Annotated in this window: 18 protein-coding genes; 8 read left to right on the forward strand and 10 right to left on the reverse strand. The window is 57.5% G+C overall.

Annotation, left to right across the window (positions count from 1 at the left end; translation table 11 throughout):
- Nucleotides 1-96 precede the first annotated feature (96 nt).
- Nucleotides 97-993 carry a diguanylate cyclase gene (locus V1599_RS11310; RefSeq protein ID WP_395300044.1) on the forward strand — a complete coding sequence of 299 codons (897 nt, stop codon included), beginning with the start codon at nucleotides 97-99 and terminating at the stop codon, nucleotides 991-993.
- A gap of 33 nt (nucleotides 994-1,026) precedes the next feature.
- Here the strand turns inward: V1599_RS11310 and V1599_RS11315 are convergent, their stop codons facing one another.
- Together V1599_RS11315 and yeaG are read right to left on the reverse strand one after the other, a co-directional pair.
- Complete coding sequence (locus tag V1599_RS11315; protein WP_112009405.1) at nucleotides 1,027-2,310, reverse strand: YeaH/YhbH family protein; 1,284 nt, start codon at nucleotides 2,308-2,310, stop codon at nucleotides 1,027-1,029.
- Between the two features lie 93 nt (nucleotides 2,311-2,403).
- A complete protein-coding gene (gene yeaG, locus V1599_RS11320; RefSeq protein WP_112009406.1) occupies nucleotides 2,404-4,338 on the reverse strand; it encodes a protein kinase YeaG in 1,935 nt (644 codons plus the stop codon).
- Nucleotides 4,339-4,770: 432 nt separating this feature from the next.
- Between yeaG and V1599_RS11325 the strand changes: the two genes are divergently transcribed.
- On the forward strand, nucleotides 4,771-5,517 hold the full coding sequence (locus V1599_RS11325; RefSeq protein WP_112009407.1) for a MipA/OmpV family protein: 747 nt from the start codon (nucleotides 4,771-4,773) through the stop codon (nucleotides 5,515-5,517).
- 75 nt (nucleotides 5,518-5,592) lie between these two features.
- On the opposite strand, the gene V1599_RS11330 is transcribed toward V1599_RS11325, so the two are convergent.
- Nucleotides 5,593-6,477 carry a D-hexose-6-phosphate mutarotase gene (locus V1599_RS11330; protein ID WP_395300045.1) on the reverse strand — a complete coding sequence of 295 codons (885 nt, stop codon included), beginning with the start codon at nucleotides 6,475-6,477 and terminating at the stop codon, nucleotides 5,593-5,595.
- A 74-nt stretch (nucleotides 6,478-6,551) separates the two neighbouring features.
- The gene (gene gapA / locus V1599_RS11335; protein ID WP_014831506.1) at nucleotides 6,552-7,547 is read right to left on the reverse strand and encodes a glyceraldehyde-3-phosphate dehydrogenase; all 996 of its coding nucleotides are present in this window, start codon (nucleotides 7,545-7,547) and stop codon (nucleotides 6,552-6,554) included.
- 341 nt (nucleotides 7,548-7,888) lie between these two features.
- On the opposite strand from gapA, the gene msrB reads away from it, so the two are divergent.
- The gene (gene msrB, locus V1599_RS11340; RefSeq protein ID WP_112009409.1) at nucleotides 7,889-8,302 is read left to right on the forward strand and encodes a peptide-methionine (R)-S-oxide reductase MsrB; all 414 of its coding nucleotides are present in this window, start codon (nucleotides 7,889-7,891) and stop codon (nucleotides 8,300-8,302) included.
- 41 nt (nucleotides 8,303-8,343) lie between these two features.
- A complete protein-coding gene (locus tag V1599_RS11345; protein WP_297117871.1) occupies nucleotides 8,344-8,622 on the forward strand; it encodes a YeaC family protein in 279 nt (92 codons plus the stop codon).
- Nucleotides 8,623-8,681: 59 nt separating this feature from the next.
- Here the strand turns inward: V1599_RS11345 and V1599_RS11350 are convergent, their stop codons facing one another.
- The 4 genes from V1599_RS11350 to sppA all read right to left on the reverse strand — a co-directional run bounded on the left by V1599_RS11350 (nucleotide 8,682) and on the right by sppA (nucleotide 13,694).
- On the reverse strand, nucleotides 8,682-9,938 hold the full coding sequence (locus V1599_RS11350; RefSeq protein WP_395300046.1) for a glycoside hydrolase family 18 protein: 1,257 nt from the start codon (nucleotides 9,936-9,938) through the stop codon (nucleotides 8,682-8,684).
- 171 nt (nucleotides 9,939-10,109) lie between these two features.
- Nucleotides 10,110-10,751 (reverse strand): bifunctional nicotinamidase/pyrazinamidase, encoded by a 642-nt coding sequence (gene pncA / locus V1599_RS11355; RefSeq protein ID WP_395300047.1) that lies wholly within the window; start codon nucleotides 10,749-10,751, stop codon nucleotides 10,110-10,112.
- Between the two features lie 9 nt (nucleotides 10,752-10,760).
- Nucleotides 10,761-11,777: an asparaginase gene (gene ansA / locus V1599_RS11360; RefSeq protein WP_112009413.1), complete on the reverse strand. Its 1,017-nt coding sequence runs from the start codon at nucleotides 11,775-11,777 to the stop codon at nucleotides 10,761-10,763.
- 60 nt (nucleotides 11,778-11,837) lie between these two features.
- Nucleotides 11,838-13,694: a signal peptide peptidase SppA gene (gene sppA, locus V1599_RS11365; RefSeq protein WP_395300048.1), complete on the reverse strand. Its 1,857-nt coding sequence runs from the start codon at nucleotides 13,692-13,694 to the stop codon at nucleotides 11,838-11,840.
- 167 nt (nucleotides 13,695-13,861) lie between these two features.
- Here sppA and V1599_RS11370 point away from each other — a divergent pair, with 167 nt between their 5' ends.
- The 3 genes from V1599_RS11370 to V1599_RS11380 all read left to right on the forward strand — a co-directional run bounded on the left by V1599_RS11370 (nucleotide 13,862) and on the right by V1599_RS11380 (nucleotide 17,485).
- Nucleotides 13,862-14,413 carry an NAD(P)H nitroreductase gene (locus tag V1599_RS11370; RefSeq protein WP_297117859.1) on the forward strand — a complete coding sequence of 184 codons (552 nt, stop codon included), beginning with the start codon at nucleotides 13,862-13,864 and terminating at the stop codon, nucleotides 14,411-14,413.
- Nucleotides 14,414-14,529: 116 nt separating this feature from the next.
- Nucleotides 14,530-15,573, forward strand: coding sequence for a selenide, water dikinase SelD (gene selD, locus V1599_RS11375; RefSeq protein WP_395300049.1), 1,044 nt, complete (start codon nucleotides 14,530-14,532; stop codon nucleotides 15,571-15,573).
- Between the two features lie 4 nt (nucleotides 15,574-15,577).
- Nucleotides 15,578-17,485 (forward strand): DNA topoisomerase III, encoded by a 1,908-nt coding sequence (locus V1599_RS11380; RefSeq protein WP_395300050.1) that lies wholly within the window; start codon nucleotides 15,578-15,580, stop codon nucleotides 17,483-17,485.
- Between the two features lie 66 nt (nucleotides 17,486-17,551).
- On the opposite strand, the gene gdhA is transcribed toward V1599_RS11380, so the two are convergent.
- A complete protein-coding gene (gdhA, locus tag V1599_RS11385) occupies nucleotides 17,552-18,895 on the reverse strand; it encodes an NADP-specific glutamate dehydrogenase (protein WP_395300051.1) in 1,344 nt (447 codons plus the stop codon).
- A gap of 214 nt (nucleotides 18,896-19,109) precedes the next feature.
- Between gdhA and V1599_RS11390 the strand changes: the two genes are divergently transcribed.
- Nucleotides 19,110-19,382: a YnjH family protein gene (locus V1599_RS11390; protein WP_112009419.1), complete on the forward strand. Its 273-nt coding sequence runs from the start codon at nucleotides 19,110-19,112 to the stop codon at nucleotides 19,380-19,382.
- On the opposite strand, the gene V1599_RS11395 is transcribed toward V1599_RS11390, so the two are convergent.
- Complete coding sequence (locus tag V1599_RS11395) at nucleotides 19,342-19,758, reverse strand: pyrimidine (deoxy)nucleoside triphosphate diphosphatase (RefSeq protein ID WP_112009420.1); 417 nt, start codon at nucleotides 19,756-19,758, stop codon at nucleotides 19,342-19,344. The genes V1599_RS11390 and V1599_RS11395 overlap by 41 nt on opposite strands.
- Nucleotides 19,759-19,823: the final 65 nt, after the last annotated feature.

Below are 19,823 nucleotides of genomic sequence, written 5' to 3' on the forward strand. Positions count from 1 at the left end.
GGGATATGACTCTTGAGCTTATATACGCTTGCTGACAAATATTGAGGCACGGATTGTTACTATTAGATCTGATTTCACTCATTAGCAGGAGCGCTTGTGAACAGAAAATTCAGGGAAATAGATACTACCCTTATCGGCCTGAACCAATCCACCGATGCCCATTTTAAATGGCTGGTCACCGTATTGCGCTACGTTGCCAGCAGAGACGTGGAGCTGATGGAAATCACCCACGAGGATGCACACCAGCACTGCGAGTTTGGCCAATGGCTGAATGCCCAGCTGCTGGAAGAGCGAGGCGACAGGCATTACCTGCTCGATATTTCGACGCATCACCGTAAAGTGCATTATGCCTGTCAGCAAATCATCACCGCCATTGACGCTCGGGACGTCAGTTCGCACTCTTACGATGCGTTCGAAAAGGCGCTGCTGGGCTTCACCGAAGCGCTTTCTCTCTACAAGGTCCACCTGCTGCAGCTGCGCACCAGCTACGACGCGCTTACGGGCCTGCCGCTGCGCCGCATTCTGGATGAATCTTTCGACGCGATGAACGCGGGGCAGGAAGCGTCGGGGCTTTACCTGATGCTGCTGGATATCGATCACTTCAAAAAGGTGAACGATAACTATGGGCATCTGACGGGGGACGCGGTGCTGCGCTCGCTGGCGCTGCATCTGGAAGATAACGTGCGGCGGTCCGAGTCGGTCTATCGCTACGGTGGCGAAGAGTTCATTATTCTTCTGCGGGCGAAAAGCGATCGTGAAGCCACTACGGCGGCGGAGCGCTTACGCCGCTCTACCGCTGAGGTGAGTACCGTGTCGGGCGAGCATACCGTACGCGTTACCTTTACCACCGGCCTTTCGCGCGTGCATCGCGGTGAACCGCTGCGGGAAGTGCTGGAGAGGGCGGATATGGCGCTTTACCGGGGGAAACAGAGCGGCCGAAACTGCACCATGCTGATCGGCAAAAATCTGGACTGCATGAAGGTGAGCGGATGAAGAAAACAGCCAGCGCTATCGCTGGCTGTTGCATTATGCGCCGCTGGTGGCGGACTGCTTGTGGAAAAGCTCCCTGAACACCGGATAGATATCATCCTGATCGCGAATGTGCTGCATTGCAAAGTTGTCGAACATCGACTGAAGGTGCTCATATTCCCGCCACAGCGTCTGGTGGGCACGGCGGGTAATTTCGATGTAGCTGTAGTAACGCACCACCGGCAAAATCTTCTTCGCCAGAATGTCGTGACACAGCGGCGAGTCATCCGCCCAGTTATCGCCATCGGAGGCCTGCGCGGCGTAGATGTTCCACTGCGCCGGGTCGTAGCGCTCTTTTACCACCTCATCCATCAGCTTCAGCGCGCTGGAAACGATGGTCCCCCCGGTTTCCTGCGAATAAAAGAACTCATGCTCATCGACCTCCTTCGCCTGGGTATGGTGGCGAATATAGACCACCTCCACGTTCTTATAGGTTCTGCTCAGGAACAGATAGAGCAGGATATAGAAACGCTTCGCCATGTCTTTGGTGGCCTGATCCATCGAGCCTGAGACGTCCATCAGGCAGAACATCACGGCCTGGCTCGAGGGCTCCGGGCGTTTTTCATAGTTCTTGTAGCGCAGGTCGAACGTGTCAATAAACGGCACGCGATCGATTTTTGCGCGCAGTTCCGCAATTTCCTTACGCAGGCGCTCCTCTTCCAGCAGTTGCGCCGGCTCGGTGTTTTCGACCACCTTCAGGCTGGTTTCCAGCTCGTGCAGTTCACGCCGCTTGCCGGCGGTCATTGCGGTGCGGCGCGCCAGCGAATTTTGCAACGAACGCACGACGCTGATGTTGGCGGGCACGCCGTTGGCGGTATAGCCCGCGCGGTGCGTTTTGTATTCATTCAACTGGCGGTGCTGGTTCTTTTTCAGATTCGGCAGCGCCAGGTCCTCAAACAGCAGATCGAGGTATTCGTCCTTCGAAATCTGAAAGACAAATTCGTCCTGGCCTTCGCCGTCCTGGCTGGCCTGGCCCTGGCCGCTTCCCGAGCCGCCGCCTCCGCCCTGAGGGCGCTCGATGCGGTCGTTCTGAACAAAATGATCGTTACCTGGGTGTACGCGATGGCGTAGGCCGCCACGCCCCTGATGAAACATCGGTTCGCTGATGTCATCGGTAGGGATGGAGACGGATTCGCCGCTGTCGACGTCGGTCACCGAGCGTTTGTTGATGGCCTCGGAGATCGACTGTTTAATTTGCGATTTATAACGACGCAGGAAGCGCTGGCGGTTCACCGTGCTCTTGTTTTTGCCGTTAAGACGCCGATCTATAAACCAGGTCATAGTTCCCCCGTACTGCATTTGCCAACTTGCAGCGTCCGTAAGTGCCGGACATTTTGTTGGCCCGGTAAGCGCGAGCGCCACCGGGCACTTGTTTTAAGACGATTTCCGCACGCGCAGGTACCACTCACAGAGCAGGCGAACCTGCTTGCGGGTATAGCCTTTCTCCATCATGCGGTCGACAAAGTCGTCGTGCTTTTTCTGCTCGTCGGTTGAGGTTTTGGCGTTAAACGAAATGACCGGCAGCAGCTCCTCGGTGTTGGAGAACATTTTCTTCTCGATAACCGTGCGCAGTTTTTCGTAGCTGGTCCAGTTCGGGTTACGTCCGTTGTTGTGCGCTCTGGCGCGCAGCACGAAGTTGACGATTTCGTTACGGAAGTCTTTCGGGTTGCTGATCCCGGCAGGCTTCTCGATTTTCTCCAGTTCGGCATTCAGCGACTCGCGGTCAAACAGCTGGCCGGTGTCCGGATCGCGATACTCCTGATCCTGGATCCAGAAGTCGGCGTAGGTGACGTAGCGGTCGAAGATGTTCTGCCCGTACTCGGAGTAAGATTCCAGATAGGCGGTCTGGATCTCTTTGCCGATGAACTCGGCGTATTTCGGGATCAGGTAGCCTTTGAGGAACTCAAGGTAGCGCTCGGCCAGCTCCTGCGGGAACTGCTCGCGTTCAATCTGCTGCTCCAGAACGTAGAACAGATGCACCGGGTTGGCCGCCACTTCCGCATGGTCGAAGTTGAACACGCGGGAGAGGATCTTAAACGCAAAGCGCGTGGACAGGCCGTTCATCCCTTCATCCACGCCCGCGTAGTCGCGGTACTCCTGATAAGACTTCGCTTTCGGGTCGGTATCTTTCAGGCTCTCGCCGTCGTACACGCGCATTTTTGAATAGATGCTGGAGTTTTCCGGCTCTTTCAGGCGTGAAAGAATCGAGAAGCGCGACAGCGTTTCCAGCGTGCCGGGGGCGCAAGGCGCGTGTACCAGCTCGCTGTGGTTAAGCAATTTCTCGTAGATTTTGATCTCTTCGGAGATCCGCAGGCAGTAAGGCACCTTGACGATGTAAACGCGGTCAAGGAACGCCTCGTTGTTTTTGTTATTACGGAACGTGACCCATTCGGATTCGTTCGAGTGGGCGAGGATGATCCCGTTAAACGGCAGGGCGGAAATACCTTCCGTCCCGTTGTAGTTGCCTTCCTGGGTCGCGGTCAGCAGCGGATGCAGCACTTTAATCGGCGCTTTGAACATCTCGACGAATTCCATGATCCCCTGGTTCGCCCGGCACAGCGCGCCGGAATACCCGTAGGCGTCCGGATCGTTTTGCGCATGGTGTTCCAGCTTGCGGATATCCACTTTACCGACCAGCGCTGAAATATCCTGGTTGTTCTCATCGCCCGGTTCGGTTTTGGCGATGGCAATCTGCTCGAGAATGGACGGCCAGACCTTGACGACGCGGAACTTGGTGATGTCCCCGCCGAACTCGTGCAGGCGTTTTGCCGCCCACGGCGACATAATGGTGCCGAGATAGCGGTGCGGGATGCCAAACTCTTTATCCAGAATTTGCGCATCTTCCTGCGGATTAAACAGGCACAGCGGATGGTCGTTTACCGGGCTGCGCTCGCCGTTGGCGCTCAGCACATAGATCGGCACGCGCTGCATCAGCGCTTTCAGCCGTTCCGCGAGAGACGACTTACCGCCGCCCACCGGGCCGAGTAAATACAGAATCTGTTTCTTCTCTTCCAGGCCCTGAGCGGCGTGCTTCAGGTAGGAGACGATCTGCTCAATGGCATCTTCCATGCCGTAGAACTCTTCAAACGCGGGGTATCGGGCAACCACCCGATTCGAAAAGAGACGGGAAAGCCGTGGCTCCAGGGCAGTATCGACCATGTTTGGCTCACCGATAGCCATCAATAGCCGTTCTGCCGCATTGGCATAGGCACTGCGATCTTGCCGACAAATGGTAAGAAACTCCTGCAGTGTGAACTCTTCGTCCTTGGCAGCTTCATAACGCTGGCGATAGTGATCGAATATATTCATGGCATGCCGTCCTTTCGTTTTTTAGCACAGGATAAGAGCCGTTCGTATGAGTAGTGGAGGCTCCCGGAAGAGAATGTCTCGCACCTCACTGCCAGAGCAGCAACCTGTGTGCCAGGTCGGACGCTAATAACCGCAGGGCGTTCAGCAAAATCTCTTCTCAAATTAAAGCGTAGATGGCATTTGCAAAACTTGCATGCGTGGAAAATCTAATTTCAATGACATATCAATAACTCATCCTTGAAAACCCGCGGTCGTTATAAGGCGTACGCGCGATTTTCATTTATCAGTCACATATATGAAAACGGACTGTCATCTGAAAAGTAAAAAATATCGGATTTATCAAACGCATTAGCGGGCAAAAAGTTTTGGGATGTTCGCGTTTGGCGGTTACACTTCACCCGCTGATTATTTGACTACAGGAAAGAATGGATTGTGACCAAACTCAAACTTCTGGCATTGGGCGTTCTCGCCGCCACCGCAGTAACCACCGCACACGCGGAGAGTCAGTGGACAGTAGGTGCGGGGGTTGGCGTAATCAACAGCCCGTATAAACAGTACGATCGCGATGTCTATCCGGTTCCGGTTGTCACCTATGACAGTGATAACTTCTGGTTCCGCGGTCTGGGCGGCGGCTACTATCTGTGGAACGACAAGGCTGACAAGCTCTCCATTATGGCGTACTACGACCCGACGCACTTTAAGCCGGGCGACAGCGACAGTAACTCCCTGCGCCAGCTCGACAAACGTAGAAGTTCGCTGATGGCGGGCCTTTCTTACGTTCACAACACCGAGTATGGCTTCCTGCGCACCGCGCTGGCGGGTGATACGCTCGACAACAGCAACGGCTTCATCTGGGATCTGGCCTGGCTCTATCGTTACACTAACGGCGCGCTGACGCTGACGCCGGGCATCGGCGTGCAGTACAGCAGTGAAAACTATAACGACTACTACTATGGCGTGTCTAAAAACGAGTCTCGCCGCAGCGGTCTTAATAGCTACAGCGCCGATGATGGTTGGGATCCGTACCTGGAACTGACCGCCAGCTACAACTTCCTGACCGACTGGAGCGTGTACGGCACTGGCCGCTACGTGCGCCTGAGCGATGAAGTGAAAGATAGCCCGATGGTCGACAAGTCCTGGTCCGGCATCTTCTCTGTGGGTGTGACCTACAAGTTCTAAGAATGCATTAATAGTGCAGTCTTTGCATCAAAACGGGGCGCTTGCGCCCCGTTTGCTTTATGTCAGTGCGGACGTTTAGCGTTTAACCAGCTTAATCGTCTGCCCTAAACGAGACGGTTTTTCTTCACTCGCTTTCTGCGGCGCGGTCACGCAGGCGGTTTCCACGCAGACAAAGCTTTTGTATCCCTCATCCGGCATGTCGGCCATGCTGACGGACAGCGCCGGGCCCGGGTTCCAGCCCACAACATCGTTATGATGATGGTGAACGACCTCAATGCTCCGGTTCATCTTGCCGTCATGAATAACGCTGCAGGCTTCAGGATGGAAATAGACGCGGTCGGTACGGTCCGGGAAGGTCTGCACGCCGTCGCTCAGCTTGCCTTCCTTTGCGTTATCCACTTTGTCGATAAAGTTATTGCCAAGGCCGCTCACCTTCACCGCGCTGATATCGCCCACGTTGAAGTAGGTGTGCAGGGCTGACGTGGTTTCAAAATCACCGTGCGCTTCCAGCTCGATTTCACAGGTTTTTCCCAGCTTGAAGCGGGCGTAAAGCGTGAAGTCGTGCGGCCAAAGGGCGCGGGTTTCATCATTCGCCTGGAGTTCAAAGGTCAGCACCGCGCCGTTTTCATCTTCATTGTGTGCTTTTAGCGTCCACTGCTGGTTGCGGGCAAAACCGTGCGAAGGTAATCCTTGCTGCGCTGAAGGGCCAAACCACGGCCAGCAGATCGGCACGCCGCCTCGAAGGGCTGCGCCTTTCTTGAAGGACGTTTCACTGCTGAGCCATAGCGCTTCTTCTTCGCCTTCCGGTTTCCAGGAGAGCAGATGAGCGCCGTTCAGCGCTACGGACGCTTTCACGCGAGGGTGGTCAACGACGATAACGTCAGCACCGTCAATCTGACGGCGGGAGAGCACAGGGGTAAGTTGTTCGACTACCGGAAGTGCAAAAATTTTATTATTCATTCAGCAATCCTCTGTCTTAAAACAATAAAAAAGGCGACCGAAGTCGCCTTTTTGGATCAGATTCTCATCTCAACTTATTTGGAGATGTGAGCGATCAGGTCCAGTACTTTGTTAGAGTAGCCGGTTTCGTTGTCGTACCAGGAAACCAGTTTAACGAAGTTGTCGTTCAGTGCGATACCTGCTTTAGCATCGAACACGGAAGTGCACACTTCGCCGTTGAAGTCGGTAGAAACAACGTCGTCTTCGGTGTAGCCCAGAACGCCTTTCATTGCGCCTTCGGAAGCAGCTTTGATTGCTTTCTTAATTTCTTCATAAGAAGCAGCTTTTTCCAGACGAACGGTCAGGTCAACTACAGATACGTTTGGAGTTGGAACGCGGAACGCCATACCAGTCAGTTTGCCATTCAGTTCTGGCAGTACTTTACCTACAGCTTTAGCTGCACCGGTAGAGGATGGGATGATGTTCTGAGCCGCGCCACGGCCGCCGCGCCAGTCTTTGTGAGACGGGCCATCAACGGTTTTCTGAGTAGCGGTGGTTGCGTGAACGGTAGTCATCAGACCTTCGATGATGCCGAAGTTGTCGTTGATAACTTTAGCCAGCGGAGCCAGGCAGTTGGTGGTGCAGGATGCGTTGGAAACGATGTCCTGGCCAGCGTAAGTTTCGAAGTTTGCACCGCGAACGAACATTGGGGTGTTGTCTTTAGAAGGACCGGTCAGAACAACTTTTTTCGCACCTGCGGTGATGTGTTTACGCGCGGTTTCGTCGGTCAGGAAGATACCGGTTGCTTCAGCAACAACGTCAACACCGATTTCGTTCCATTTCAGGTTAGCTGGGTCTTTCTCAGCAGTAACGCGGATGGTTTTACCGTTAACAACCAGGTGGCCGTCTTTCACTTCAACGGTGCCGTCGAAACGACCGTGAGTTGAGTCGTACTTCAGCATGTACGCCATGTATTCAGCGTCCAGGAGATCGTTGATACCAACGATTTCGATGTCAGAACGTTTCTGAGCAGCACGGAAAACAATACGGCCGATACGGCCAAAACCGTTGATACCTACTTTGATAGTCATATATTCCACCAGCTATTTGTTAGTGAATAAAAGGTTGCCTGTAAAATTACAAAAACCTTACGCAGCGTCAAGCGGAATCGTGTCAATCATTGCGACAAATCAATCCTGTGACTAACGTTTGTGCGACTGACTCGCCTCACTTTCCCTTTGAGCTAGCAACCACATGGGGGCTGCGGGCGGGATTTTAAAGGCCTCACAGGATAAAAATGTGAAAAAGATCACAATTGCCTGACCGCCTTTTCGCGACACATAAGTTTAGAACAAAAGTGTGCGCGCCGGTGTTAATGTTTTGTTAGAATCAGGGGTAAAAGATGTCTGTTTCTACAGCGAGATGTAAGCATATGTCGAACCAACGTAACCCCGACGATTTGAAAAAAAACCTCACCGAAATGCAGTTTTACGTGACGCAAAATCACGGGACTGAACCGCCGTTTACCGGGCGTTTGCTGCACAACAAGCGAGACGGCGTCTATCACTGCCTGGTGTGCGATTCACCGCTGTTTAACTCGCAAACGAAATACGATTCTGGCTGCGGCTGGCCGAGCTTTTATGAGCCGGTTAGCGATGATGCGATCCGCTATCTGACCGATTCGTCGCACGGCATGGTGCGCACCGAAATTCGCTGCGGAAACTGTGACGCGCATCTCGGCCACGTGTTCCCGGACGGCCCACAGCCGACGGGCGAGCGCTTCTGCGTCAATTCAGCCTCAATGAGCTTCACCGACGATGAGAATGGCGACCAAACCAAAGGTTGAAAAAACGATTCAGCAAATTATTCCTTTGAAAGGGAGGCATCATGAATATTGAGGACATGATTAGCGGTATGACGCCGGAAGTTTATCAGCGTCTGGTGACGGCGGTTGAGCTGGGAAAATGGCCGGACGGCGTGGCGCTGACCCCGGAGCAAAAAGAGAACAGCCTGCAGCTGGTGATGCTCTGGCAGGCGCGTCACAATACCGACGCGCAGCACATGACGATCGACACTCAGGGGCAGATGGTGATGAAGAGCAAGCGCGAGCTCAAAGAGGATTTTGGCATCGCGCCAAAGCCGATCGCGACGATGAAAATGCAATAACGGTACGGGTTGATGCCCTTACCCAACCCTCTCCCACAGGGAGAGGGCTGATTATCATACTACTTACGCGGGATCCCGAGAGACTCCGCCAGCTGCTTCGCGAGCTGATTATTGTCGTCAGCGCCATACTCCCAGAACATCGCGCCCGCCAGGCCTTTCTCTTTGATGTAGTCCGCTTTGAGCGCCACGGAACGCGGGTTTTCATACGAGATCGCAAACAGTTCTTTGCCTTCGGCTGACTTCACCGACAGCCACGGCACCTTCGCCTGGTCATCCCAATGCTCCGTAAAACGCTTCTGCGGGTCGTTGAGCAGCTTTTTGACGATGTCGTTGTACTTCACGTAGGTGTCTTTGGTCAGGTCATAACCGAGCGACTTGAACAGCGCAATCTCCTGTGGGCCAAAGTAGGGCTGCGTGACCGGATTGTTTTGCGCGTCCGGCTTGCTCCAGTCGATGCCTGGCTCCACGGAACGCTTCGGCACACGGCCATAGAAGCCGATGCCGAGGTTCATCTGCTGCGGCTTCAGGCCAGCGGCAAGATAGTTATTGACCACAAAATCAACGCTGTATTTGTCAGCGGCTGCGACCGTCGGCCACGCGCTGGAGTCGTACAGATTGGCGTTGAAGTACTGCGTGCCGTACGCCATGTCGTAGGTCATCAGGTTGATGTAGTCGAGAAGCGGGGCGATGGCCTTCACGTCGACCCAGCTTTTCGGACTTTCCGCATTCGCGCCGACCGCGATGGTCACCAGCTTTTTCTTACCGAACGCGTCGCGCATCTCTTTCAGCAGGGCGGTAAAGTTATCCCGGTCGGCTGGCGTGCTGGCGACCAGCCCCCACGCGCCGTTAACCGGGAATTCCCAGTCCAGATCGATTCCGTCCAGACCGTATTTTTCGACAATCTCCTGCGCGGAGCGGATAAATACCGCGCGCGTCTCTTTCGTCGCCGCCGCCCCGGAGAAACCGCGCGCTCCCCAGCCGCCCACGGAAAGCAGCACCTTGAGATTGGGGTTTTGTTTACGCAGAACGGGGATTAGCGCCAGGTCGGACGCCACCTTGGGCGACAGCCAGATTTGATGCAGCTTGGCGGGATCTTTCAGCGCGGCGTTGGTTTCGTCTTTCTCATCGTTATAAACGAGGCCAAACGAGTAGTTGAGATGGGTGATTTGGCGCACGTCAAGCGTGTTGATGTCGCCGCCCGGCCCGGCGGTAACATCGCCTCCGCCGTTGAAGTAGCCTACGGACATCAGGGAACTGGCAGAAGCAACTGATGCGCACAGCAAGGGTAAAGCTGCCAGCAAGGGCAAACGTTTCATAGGTGTTCCTCTTTGACTTAAAAAAATAACCACGCCACAACAAGGGCGTGGCGAAAAAACAGCCTGAAAAGAATAGCATCGCCGCTTCGCTTGAGATGCGAGGGAGTTCACTTTATGGGATATCGGTGAGGGGATTGCCGGGTAAGCGTCAGCGCCACCCGGCTTAAAAAACTATGCCTGCGTCTCCAGCCAGTCGGCCAGCGTATACAGCGTCGCGCCTTCTGCGGCCATCTCCATAAACGCCTGCGCGCCGTCCTGCGGGTTAATATTTACCCCGCGGCAGCCGTCGGTAATCACGCTGACGGTGTAGCCAAGCTGCAATGCGTCCAGCACGGTGAACTTCACGCAGTAATCCGTTGCCAGGCCCATCACGATCAGCTCGGTGATTTCATGGTGGTGCAGCCACGCGTCCAGCGCCGTTTTGTGACGGTGCCCGTTATCAAAAAACGCGCTATAGCTGTCGATCGCCGGGTTTTCCCCCTTATGGAAGACCGCGTCGATGGCTTTCTGATTCAGGAGCGGATGCAGCTCCGCGCCTTCCGAGTGCTGCACGCAGTGATCGGGCCAGAACGTTTGCGCCAGCCCGTCCAGCTCTCCCTGGGTATAGGGTTCAACGCCGTGCTGGCTGGCAAAGCTGCCGTGGTTGGCGGGGTGCCAGTCCTGGCTTGCGACCACCGCCTCGCTGCGGGTTTTACACCAGTCGATAAGCGTATTCGCCACGTCAACGGTGCTATCGCCTTGTGCGACGGCCAGCGCGCCGCCCGCGCAGAAATCATTTTGCAAATCGACCAGTAACAGGGCGCGTTGCTTCATGGTGTCTCCTTATTCGTCCGGGGTCAGTTCGCCGCGCAGGTTTTGCATCATGGCGCTGCGGATGGACTGAACGTCCAGATCCTGACTCAGTAAATAGTGAAGTTTAGTCAGCGTCGCTTCCACGGTCATATCAAAACCGCCGATGACCCCCGCGTGCGCCAGCGCGTTACCGGTCGCGTAGCCGCCCATGTTGACCTTGCCGGACATGCACTGGGTTAAATTGACCACCACAATCCCACGCTTGCTCGCTTCCTGAAGCTCCTTCAGGAACTCGCCGTTCTGCGGCGCGTTGCCCACGCCGTAGGAGCGCAGGATCAGCGCTTTCACCGGCTGGCGCAGGAAGTTGCGCACCACGTCGGCAGAAATGCCGGGGTAAATCGTGACCACGCCAATCGGCTGCGGCGTGATCGGGTGAACGATCAGCTCGCCCGCGGTATGCGGCGCAGGAGGCGTGCCGAGGCGGCGAATGTGGATACCCGCCTCCAGCAGCGGCGGCAGGTTAGGCGAGGCAAACGCGTCGAATCCGTCGGCGTGCGCTTTGGTGGTGCGGTTGCCGCGGTACAAGCGATTGTTGAAGAACAGCGACACTTCGTTGATCGGGTAATTGGCCGCCACGTACAGGGAGTTCAGCAGGTTAATCTGCCCGTCGGAGCGCAGCTCGGCAAGCGGGATCTGCGAGCCGGTCACGATGACGGGCTTGCTGAGGTTCTCCAGCATGAAGGAGAGCGCCGAGGCGGTAAACGCCATGGTGTCGGTGCCGTGCAGAATAACGAAGCCGTCATAGCGGTCGTAATTGGCCTTAATGTCATCCGCAATATGCTGCCAGTCTTCCGGCGTCATATCGGAGGAGTCCATCAGCGGTTCATATTCATGGATGGTAAAATCCGGCATTTCCGGGCGATGAAACTCCGGCATCAGCGCCAGCTGGCGCTGCAGGTGACCCGAGACCGGGATATAGCCATTTTCCGAGCGCTGCATACCAATGGTACCGCCGGTATACGCCACGTAGATTGATTTCTTCTGCATGATGGTGAGTTCTTGTGCTTCAAAGAAAAAATCCCCTCTTCGCGTGAAGAGGGGACGGGGTTAACGGACGTTAGCGCAGGTCAGGCAAAATGCGTAACGACTCTGTGGATCGTTGAAGGCGGCAAGCTTATCGCTCTCTGCCTTCATGGCTTTCGCCGCGCTGGCAACCGGGGCCGGCAGGTAAGCCTGCAGGGCCTCCGGCAGCGCCGCGCGCACGGAGCCGGACATGCTGTCCATCACCATATCGAAGAAGGTTGGCTCGTCCTGATAGTAATCCACGTGCCACTGCTTCAGCTTCGCCAGCTCCGCCGCTTTTTTCACCGCGTCGTCGAAATCGCCGAGGCTGTCCACCAGGCCGTTGCTTTTCGCATCCTGGCCTGTCCAGACGTGGCCCTGCGCAATCTGGTCACTTTGCTCAGGCGTTTTCTTACGCGAGTCCGCCACCAGGGTGATGAAGCGCTTATAGCCGTTTTCAATGCTGAGCTGCATCATCTCCGATACTTCCGGCGGCAGGGACTTGGTCACCGAGACGTCCGCCAGCGGGGAGGTCGCCACGCCGTCGGTATGCACGCCGAGATAATCCAGGCTGTTTTCCACGGTGTTGATCACGCCGAAGATGCCAATCGAGCCGGTCAGCGTGCTTGGGCTCGCCACGATGTAGTTCGCTGGCGTAGAGATCCAGTAGCCGCCAGAGGCCGCCATGCCGCCCATAGACACCACGACCGGCTTGCCCGCGGCGCGCGCGGCGGCCAGCTCGGCGCGGATCACCTCAGAGGCGCTGACGCTGCCGCCAGGGCTGTTTACGCGCAGCACAATGGCCTTCACTTTCGGATCGAGGCGCGCGTCGCGGATTTGCGATGCGGTGGTATCGCCGCCCACGTTCCCCGGCGTTTCCTCGCCGTCCATGATCGCGCCGTTGGCAAAGACCACGGCGATGCTGTCACCGCTGTCGGCAGGTTTCTTCGCCGCGTAGTCATACATGCTGACCGCGCTGTAGTTTTTGTCCTCTTTGCTCCAGCCAAACTGCTTGGTCAGCGATTTTTCGATATCCGCGCTGGTGCCCAGCGCATCCACCAGCTTGCTATCGAGAGCATACTTCGCGGTGTCGCCATCGACCTTGCGCAGCCCGTCCAGCACGGCGCGCGCGCCAGGGAAGGCTTGCTCAGCGGTGATTTGGCGGTTAGCCGCAACGGTGTTCAGGTAGTTTTGCCACAGCTCGCCAATCCAGCGGCTGTCCGCTTCGCGCGCGGCGGGCGACATATCGTCACGGATGAACGGCTCAACGGCAGATTTATAGGTGCCGACGCGGAAGACGTGGGTGGTCACCTTCAGCTTGTCGAGCAGGGATTTGTAGTACAGGCCGTTGGTTGCAAAGCCGTGAAGATTCACGGTGCCCTGCGGAGAGAGCCAGATCTTATTGGCGAAGCTGGCCAGATAATATTGCCCCTGGCTGTAGCTGTCGCCCACCGCAATCACCGGCTTGCCGCTGTCGCGGAACTCGCGCAGGGCCTTACCGACGTACTGCATGGACGGCTGATCGCCACCGGCGAAATCTTTCAGATCCAGCACGATGCCGGTAATGTTGCGATCGTCTTTCGCCTGGCGAATGGTATCGACAATATCAAACAGGGAATTTTCCTGCAGGCGGTCGGAGGTTGCGCCAAAGAGCTGGCGGCCAATGACGCCAAGACGATTGCTGGCAGACGGCTTATCAACGATAACGCCCGTAATATCCAGCAGCAGCGCGCCGCGCGTAGAATTTTTGGACTGGGTCGCGTTGCTGATGTGCATCCACACGCCAACGCAGACCAGCAGCAGCGCGATGAAAAAGATATTCATTACCAGATTGCGGGCGAAGTTGAGCAGTCGCCATGTCCATTTAAAGAAACCGGCAAAGATTCGCCAAAGGGTTCGCATGTATTCTCCCTAACCAGAAAGTGACCGTGTCCGTCGCCATGGGACGACGTTGTGAGGCTATCGTAATGACCCAACTGCCTCTTGTCAGCAGGAATCGCCTGCCGCGCTGTAACAAATTCTGCTCTCGTGTTAATTTTGTGAATAAATTTCATGACAGGAGTTAACCAATGGACGCACTTGAACTGCTTGTTAACCGCCGAAGCGCCTCACGTCTCGCTGAGCCAGCCCCGGCGGGCGAACAGCTGGAGAACATACTGCGTGCGGGACTGCGCGCGCCGGATCACGGCACGCTTCAGCCGTGGCACTTCTATATTATTGAAGGCGAAGGCCGCGAGCGTTTTAGCGCACTGCTGGAAAAAGGGGCGGTGGCTGCCGGTCAGGATGAGAAGGGCATTGAGAAAGCGCGCAGCGGCCCGTTCCGCGCGCCGATGATTATCGCCGCGGTGGCAAAATGTCAGGCCGGGCACAAAGTCCCCGTCTGGGAGCAGGAGATGTCCGCCGGGTGCGCGGTGATGGCAATGCAGATGGCGGCTCTTGCGCAGGGCTTTAACGGCATCTGGCGCACCGGCCCGCTCACCGAAAGCCCGGCCGTGCGGGAAGGACTATCCTGCGGCGAGCACGATAAAATCGTCGGTTTCCTCTACCTTGGCACCCCGCAGCTAAAAGCCTCCAGCACCATTAGCGTGCCGGATACCTCACCTTTCGTCAGCCGTTTCTAATAACGCGCGCTAAACTGTCTGGATTCTGAGCATCTGCCGCAGAATTCAGACAGTCATACTTACCTCTTTATGGAATGAGCGCTACCATAGCGCGATTGCAATGACAGGAGATGTCCATGAGCGAGCAAACCATTCGTTTAACGCAATACAGCCACGGAGCCGGTTGCGGTTGTAAAATTTCCCCGAAGGTGCTGGAAACCATCCTGCACAGCGAGCAGGCGAAGTTTATCGACCCGAACCTGCTTGTCGGTAACGAAACGCGTGACGATGCCGCGGTGTATGACCTGGGTAACGGCACCAGCATTATCAGCACCACCGATTTCTTTATGCCGATCGTCGATAACCCGTTCGATTTCGGGCGCATCGCGGCCATCAATGCCATCAGCGATATCTTCGCGATGGGCGGCAAGCCGATCATGGCGATCGCGATCCTGGGCTGGCCAATCAATACCATTCCGCCGGAAATTGCCCGCGACGTGATTGAGGGCGGGCGCTTTGCCTGCCAGCAGGCGGGCATTGCGCTGGCGGGCGGCCACTCTATCGATGCGCCGGAGCCGATCTTTGGCCTGGCGGTCACCGGCGTCGTGCCGACCGAGCGCGTGAAGCGCAACAGCACCGCGCAGGCGGGCTGCAGGCTGTTCCTCACCAAGCCGCTGGGCATTGGCGTGCTGACCACCGCCGAGAAAAAATCCCTGCTGAAGCCGGAGCACGTCGGGCTGGCGACGGAGGTGATGTGCCAGATGAACCTCGCGGGCGCGGCGTTCGCCAATATCGACGGCGTGAAGGCGATGACCGACGTAACCGGATTCGGTCTGCTCGGCCACCTGAGCGAAGTGTGCCAGGGCGCGGGGGTACAGGCGCAGGTCTGGTATCAGGACGTGCCGAAGCTGCCGGGCGTGGAAGCGTACATCGCGCAGGGCGCGGTGCCGGGCGGGACGCAGCGTAACTTTGCCAGCTATGGTCACCTGATGGGCGACATGCCGGGCGAGTGGCGCGATCTGCTGTGCGATCCGCAAACCTCCGGCGGCCTGCTGCTGGCGGTCACGCCGGAATCGGAAGCTGAGGTTCAGGCGACGGCCGCGGAGTTCGGCATCACCCTGACCGCCATCGGCGAGCTGGTTACCGCCCGCGGCGGCCGTCCGATGATTGAGATCCGCTAAGTCGATGCGGTTGTTTATTGCCGAAAAGCCGAGCCTGGCCCGCGCCATTGCCGACGTGCTGCCTAAGCCGCACCGCAAAGGCGACGGCTTTATCGAATGCGGTAACGGGCAGGTGGTCACCTGGTGTATAGGTCACCTGCTCGAGCAGGCGCAGCCGGACGTCTACGACAGCCGCTACGCGCGCTGGAACCTCAACGATCTGCCCATCGTGCCGGAAAAATGGCGCCTTCAGCCGCGTCCTTCCGTCACCAAACAGCTCAACGTGATCAAGCGCTTCCTGCACGAAGCGTCTGAAGTTATCCACGCGGGTGACCCGGACAGGGAGGGGCAACTGCTGGTGGATGAAGTGCTGGATTACCTTGAGCTGGCGCCGGAAAAGCGCCAGCAGGTGCAGCGCTGCCTGATCAACGACCTCAACCCGCAGGCCGTCGAGCGCGCCATCTCGCGCCTGCGCGCCAACAGCGAATTTATTCCTCTGTGCGTCTCGGCGCTGGCCCGCGCGCGCGCCGACTGGCTCTACGGGATCAACATGACCCGCGCCTACACCATTCTTGGGCGTAACGCGGGCTATCAGGGCGTGCTCTCCGTCGGGCGGGTGCAGACCCCGGTGCTTGGGCTGGTGGTGCGCCGCGACGAGGAGATTGAGAACTTCGTCGCCAAAGACTTTTTCGAAGTGAAGGCGCACATCGTCACGCCGAAAGAGGAACGCTTTACCGCCGTCTGGCAGCCGAGCGACGCCTGCGAATCTTACCAGGATGAAGAGGGGCGCCTGCTGCACCGCCCGCTGGCGGATCACGTGGTCAACCGCATTACCGGCCAGCCCGCCATCGTCACCAGCTATAACGATAAACGGGAATCAGAACCTGCGCCGCTGCCGTTTTCGCTGTCCGCCCTGCAGATTGAGGCGGCCAAAAAGTTCGGCATGAGCGCGCAGAACGTGCTGGATATCTGCCAGAAGCTGTATGAAACCCACAAGCTGATCACCTATCCGCGCTCGGACAGCCGCTATCTGCCGGAAGAACACTTTGCCGGACGCCACTCGGTGATGAACGCCATCGGCGTGCACGCGCCGGACCTGCTGCCGCAGCCTGCCGTTAACCCGGACACCCACAACCGCTGCTGGGATGACAAAAAGGTGGATGCTCACCACGCCATCATTCCGACGGCGCGGACCAGCAGCGTAAATCTGACCGAGAACGAATCGAAGGTCTATGGCCTGGTTGCCCGCCAGTACCTGATGCAGTTCTGCGCGGACGCGGTGTTCCGCAAGTGCACGATCGAGCTGGAGATTGCCAAAGGGAAGTTCGTTGCCAAGGCGCGTTTTCTCGCGGAAGCGGGCTGGCGCACGCTGCTGGGCAACAAGGAGCGCGACGAGGAAAACGACGGCACGCCGCTGCCGGTAGTGGCGAAAGACGACGAGCTGCTGTGCGAGAAGGGTGAAGTGGTTGAGCGTCAAACCCAGCCGCCGCGCCATTTCACCGACGCCACGCTGCTGTCGGCGATGACCGGGATCGCCCGCTTCGTGCAGGATAAAGATCTGAAGAAGATCCTGCGTGCGACGGACGGTTTAGGTACCGAGGCCACGCGCGCGGGGATCATCGAGCTGCTCTTTAAGCGCGGTTTTCTCGAGAAAAAAGGACGCTATATCCATTCGACAGAGCCGGGACGCGCACTGATTCATTCGCTGCCGGAGCTGGCCGCCAGGCCGGACATGACGGCGCACTGGGAGTCGGTGCTGACGCAAATCAGCGAAAAGCAGTGCCGCTATCAGGACTTTATGCAGCCGCTGGTGGGCACGCTTTACCAACTGATTGACCAGGCGCGCAGCACGCCGGTGAAGCGGTTCAGAGGAATGGTTGCGCCGGGCGGCGGCGCGAAGAAGCCGTTTAAAAAGAGAAAGAGTGCGGCCTGACCGGTTTTCTCCCTCTCCCCATGGGAGAGGGACGGGGAGAGGGCTCCCGGCCGCACGATATAAACCTTAAATCACACCCTGCCCAATCATCGCATCCGCCACCTTCACGAATCCGGCGATATTCGCGCCGCGCACGTAGTTGGTCTGCGACGCCTCGCCGCCGTACTCCACGCATGAATGGTGGATATCCAGCATGATGTGGTGCAGGCGCGCATCCACTTTCTCCGCCTTCCAGCCCATGCGCGCGGCGTTTTGCGCCATCTCCAGGCCCGACGTCGCCACGCCGCCCGCGTTCGCCGCCTTGCCCGGCGCAAACAGCACGCCCGCCTCCAGGAACAGGTCGGTGGCTTCGATGGTGGTCGGCATGTTTGCGCCTTCCGCCACCGCCTTCACGCCGTTGGTGATGAGCGTGCGCGCGGCCTCGGCGTCCAGTTCATTCTGCGTGGCGCACGGCAGGGCGATATCCACTGGCACCGCCCACGGCTGTTTGCCTTCCAGATAGGTCAGGCCAAACTCGCGGGCATAGTCGGCCACGCGGCCGTCGCGGCTGGCTTTGATTTCGCACAGGCGCGCCAGCTTCTCCGCCGTAAAGCCGGCTTCGTCCACCACCGTACCGCTGGAGTCAGAGGCGGTTACCACGCGTGCGCCAAACTGCATCGCCTTTTCGATGGCATACTGCGCGACGTTGCCGGAGCCGGACACCGCCACGCGCATGCCTTCAAAGCTCAGGCCGTGACGCTTGAGCATCGCTTCGGTGAAGTAGACCAGGCCGTAGCCGGTCGCTTCCGGGCGAATCAGGCTGCCGCCGAACGAAAGACCCTTGCCGGTAAAGACGCAGGCGCTGTTGTTGGAGAGCTTTTTCATCATTCCGGCCATAAAGCCGACTTCGCGTCCGCCCACGCCAATATCGCCCGCCGGGACGTCGGTATCCGGCCCCAGGTGGCGATACAGTTCGGTCATCAGCGCCTGGCAGAAGCGCATCACTTCCCCTTCGCTTTTGCCTTTCGGGTCGAAATCGCTGCCGCCTTTGCCGCCGCCCATCGGCAGGGTGGTCAGCGCGTTTTTAAACGTCTGCTCGAAGCCGAGGAATTTTAAAATAGAGAGGTTAACGGAAGGGTGGAAGCGCATGCCGCCCTTGAACGGGCCGATCGCCGAGTTAAACTGCACGCGCCACGCGCGGTTGACCTGCACCTGATTGCGGTCGTCGACCCACGTCACGCGGAACTGGATAACGCGCTCCGGCTCGACCAGCCGCTCGAGCAGCGACATCTGGCGATAGCGCGGGTTCTCTTCAAGGAATGGCCACAGGGTGGTCATCACTTCGCGAACGGCCTGCGCGAACTCGCTTTGATGCGGGTCGCGCCGTTGAACATGGTTAAGAAAGTCTTCCAGAGAGCGTGTCTGATCCATAGATATAAGAACCTCTTATAATACGTAGGTGTTTTGTGTTGTTTTTTTGACTATACCACCCGCACCGCTTTGCGAGGCAAGCGGAAATTCCGCCTGAAAGGGAAATTCATTACGCGGCGCCTGTCATAACCAAAAGCGATGGCGAGATAAATTAAAGGTCGGGCCGTTTTTTACCGTTATAGTCATTATCAGAAGACAACAGGAAGAGACGTCTATGAATCGTTATGTTTTTACCGCGCTGCTGGCCCTTTTATCCGCAGGCGCGCAGGCCGACCGCATTCGCCCGGACGTGGAGGTCAACGTGCCGCCAGAGGTGTTTAGCACCAGCGGGCAGCGCGCGCAGCCTTGCAATCGGTGCTGTATTTATCAGGATCAAAACTATTCGGAAGGCGCGGTGGTGAAGGCTGATGGCGTACTGCTGCAGTGCCAGCGCGACGAGCGCACCATCAGCACGAACCCGCTGGTCTGGCGGCGCGTAAAAGAATAAACGCTTCAAGCAGGGGAATATCGGCGGGGGCCAGATCGTAGCCAAACGCCTCCTCCGGCGTACACCACGCCAGCCGCGCGTGGTAATGGGCCGTGGGCTCGCCGCGAAAGGCGGGCACATGCCACGCGTGGAGGTTTATCAGCCGCTGCGACACCTCGCGCCGGTGGCTTGCCACGTAGCGTTCAGGCTGGGCCTCAATGCCCAGCTCTTCGCGCAGCTCGCGGATCAGCGCCTCGGGCTGGGTCTCCCCGGCCTCCACCTTTCCGCCCGCGAACTCCCACATTCCCGGCTGGTCGGCGTGGGAAGGGCGCTGGGCCAGTAAAATGTTGCCGTCTTTTTCGATAATGGCCGCCACAACTTCGAGTGTTTTCAGCATGAGTGTCAATAATTGATAATGAAAACCGACATATTATCGTGCCCCTTCAAAGAGTCCAGCCGTCA

This window comes from Enterobacter sp. ECC-175, from assembly GCF_043968675.1.
In the GTDB taxonomy this organism is placed as follows: Bacteria; Pseudomonadota; Gammaproteobacteria; order Enterobacterales; family Enterobacteriaceae; genus Enterobacter.